Genomic DNA, 2,493 nt, shown 5'->3' with positions numbered 1-2,493 from the left:
TCCTATTTAACATAATGATTATCAAATCAATAATTTTTAAATATTTTTTTAATTCTAATTTGTATTGAGGAGTGCTTTGTTTAAAAGAGTTTAGACTTCTTATTATTCTTATATAGTATGCATTGTTTTATAAATCAAGGAATTATTTTTTGCACATTTGAATTTTTATTATATATTTGTCGTATATAAAGTAGTCTAATAAGGACTACTTTTTTTGTAGTAGATTTGTTGAAAATTAATCCGTTAAAATTCAACAATGACATTTGAGTTCATCTCAACATTCTCGATTTTTCTTTAAAACAACAAAGTTTTTCCTTTAGAACTCCTCTTTGGCTACCTGGGGACCAGGGGGATAAAAGCAAGCAATGTCCGGTCAATATATACCTTAAAAAGTATAAAAAACTCAATACGATACTCGATCATATTAAAGTAAAAGTTTCAGAATATGTAAAAGAAAGACTCCAGCAAAGAAAAACAACAGAAAGCAGTCATTACCCTGTCGGAAGAAGAAATTATTAGGATTAAAAATACAGAAGTACCTCAGGAGTTACAACCCGCTAAAGATTGGCTATTAATCAGCTGCTATACAGGGCAACGTTTTTCGGATTTTATGAAGTTTAATGGAGAAAAGATATCCAGGATCAGTGGAAAACCCTGTATCTCTTTTATTCAACAGAAAATGCAGAAAAAGATACTGGCCTCAATGAATCCCTTAAAGTAAGAAAAAGGGTGGGATATAGGAGTCTAGAAACAAAAATTGAGAAGTGGAAGGTTTTATCAAGCCATATTGGAAGACGGAGCTTTGCTTCCAACTTTTATGGAAAAATTCCTACATCTTTATTAATGCAGGCCACAGGACATAGTTCTGAACAAATGTTCTTACGATATATCAATCCTGTAGATAAAGAAAGAATACTGAGTCTAAGTACCTATTTTGATAAAGTATATACGGAAAGAAATATAAGAAATAGTCATTATAATTTTTTGTAAGCATATAGAAGTATAACATAAAATGGATTTATTCTACTAAAGCCTTACTAATAAATGAAGTTCAAAAAGTAAACATAGTATAATTTTTATATGGTGTTTTTTTATTTGAATGAGTAGTTAATACTTATATTTGGGAATAACAAAACTATGCTTTTAGATGAGTGGCAAAATTATACAAAATAATGACTATAAAGATTGGTCGAAATTTATTTTCAATAAGATAAAGGTTGCTCAAACGCAAGCTGCTTTAAAGGTTAATTCAGAAATGCTCACCTTATATTGGGAGATCGGAAATTCAATCATCGAAAAACAACAGGAAAACGGTTGGGGCAGCAAAGTTATAGATCTTTTAGCTGCAGATTTAATACATAATTTTCCTGATAGCAAAGGGTTTTCAGTACGTAACCTTAAATATATGAAAAGCTTTGCCGAAGCATATCCTCAGTTTCCAATAGTGCAAGTGCCGCTTGCACAATCTGAAACACAATTTGTGCAAGTGGCACTTGCACAAATTACCTGGTATCATCACATTAGTCTTCTTACAAAAATAAAGGATATTACAGAACGAGCATTTTACATTGCAGAAACAGCCAAGAACGATTGGAGTAGGGACGTAATGCTTTTACAAATTCAAAGCAATTTATATAGAAGAAGCGGAAAGGCTTTGAATAATTTTGAACAGACATTACCCGAATATCAATCAGATTTAGCAAAGAGTATTTTTAAAGATCCATATCATTTTGATTTTTTAATGCTCACAACCAAGGTAAAAGAGCTAGAAATAGAAATGCTTCTAACAAATAAAATAACCGATTTTCTTTTAGAGCTAGGCAAAGGATTTGCTTTTGTAGGACGACAATATGTCATTGAAGTTGATAACACCGATTACAAAATTGATTTACTTTTTTATCACACCGTTTTGCATGCCTATGTAGTAATAGAACTCAAAGCAGGGGAATTCATGCCGGAATATGTTTCCAAACTAAATTTCTATATTAGTGCAGTTGATGATAAAATCAAAACACCATTCGATGCGCCAACAGTTGGCTTATTACTTTGTGCCTCAAAAAGTAATGTGAAAGTAGAATATGCAATGCGGGGACTGGATAAACCTTTAGGAGTTGCTACCTACCAATTGGAGCAGCTGGTAAAAGAAAATATCGATAAATTAAACGAAGATTACAGTGCAGGCCAGTAAATATATCGATCCTAAACCATCAAAGACAAATTTTTGAAGAATATAAGAATCTTAAGGAATTAAATAGACATAATTAATTTCTTAAAACTAAATGCTGAATGTTTGGAGTGTTTATTCATACGGAGAACTAAAATCAATCCGAAAGTCTTAAAAACGATTAATAAGTTCTTATATTATTGTTTTGTGGATGAATTTGACATCAGTGATAAGGCATTAGAGGGTGATTAACGAAAGTGAGCACTATGGAAATAAAAGAAAATAAAGAGGTTGCATAATTTGCCCCACACTTTTTGATGCACTCCTAT

The 2,493-nt window shown here is 31.4% G+C and carries 2 protein-coding genes; both read left to right on the top strand.

The window, feature by feature from the left end:
* Positions 1-729: 729 nt before the first annotated feature.
* Complete coding sequence (locus CHRY9293_RS18280) at positions 730-990, top strand: site-specific integrase (RefSeq protein WP_162034290.1); 261 nt, start codon at positions 730-732, stop codon at positions 988-990.
* Between the two features lie 157 nt (positions 991-1,147).
* Positions 1,148-2,188: a PDDEXK nuclease domain-containing protein gene (locus CHRY9293_RS18275; RefSeq protein ID WP_162034289.1), complete on the top strand. Its 1,041-nt coding sequence runs from the start codon at positions 1,148-1,150 to the stop codon at positions 2,186-2,188.
* The last annotated feature ends 305 nt before the right edge of the window (positions 2,189-2,493 follow it).

The sequence above is a fragment of the Chryseobacterium potabilaquae genome (assembly GCF_902728265.1).
In the GTDB taxonomy this organism is placed as follows: Bacteria; Bacteroidota; Bacteroidia; order Flavobacteriales; family Weeksellaceae; genus Chryseobacterium; species Chryseobacterium potabilaquae.
The sequence above is the reverse complement of the archived record's forward strand: the minus strand, read 5'-3'. Positions and strand labels throughout refer to the sequence as shown.

Coding starts and splice junctions, on each gene's coding strand:
- CHRY9293_RS18275 (WP_162034289.1), top strand. CDS start 1,148: ATGAGTGGCAAAATTATACAAAATAATGACTATAAAGATTGGTCGAAA.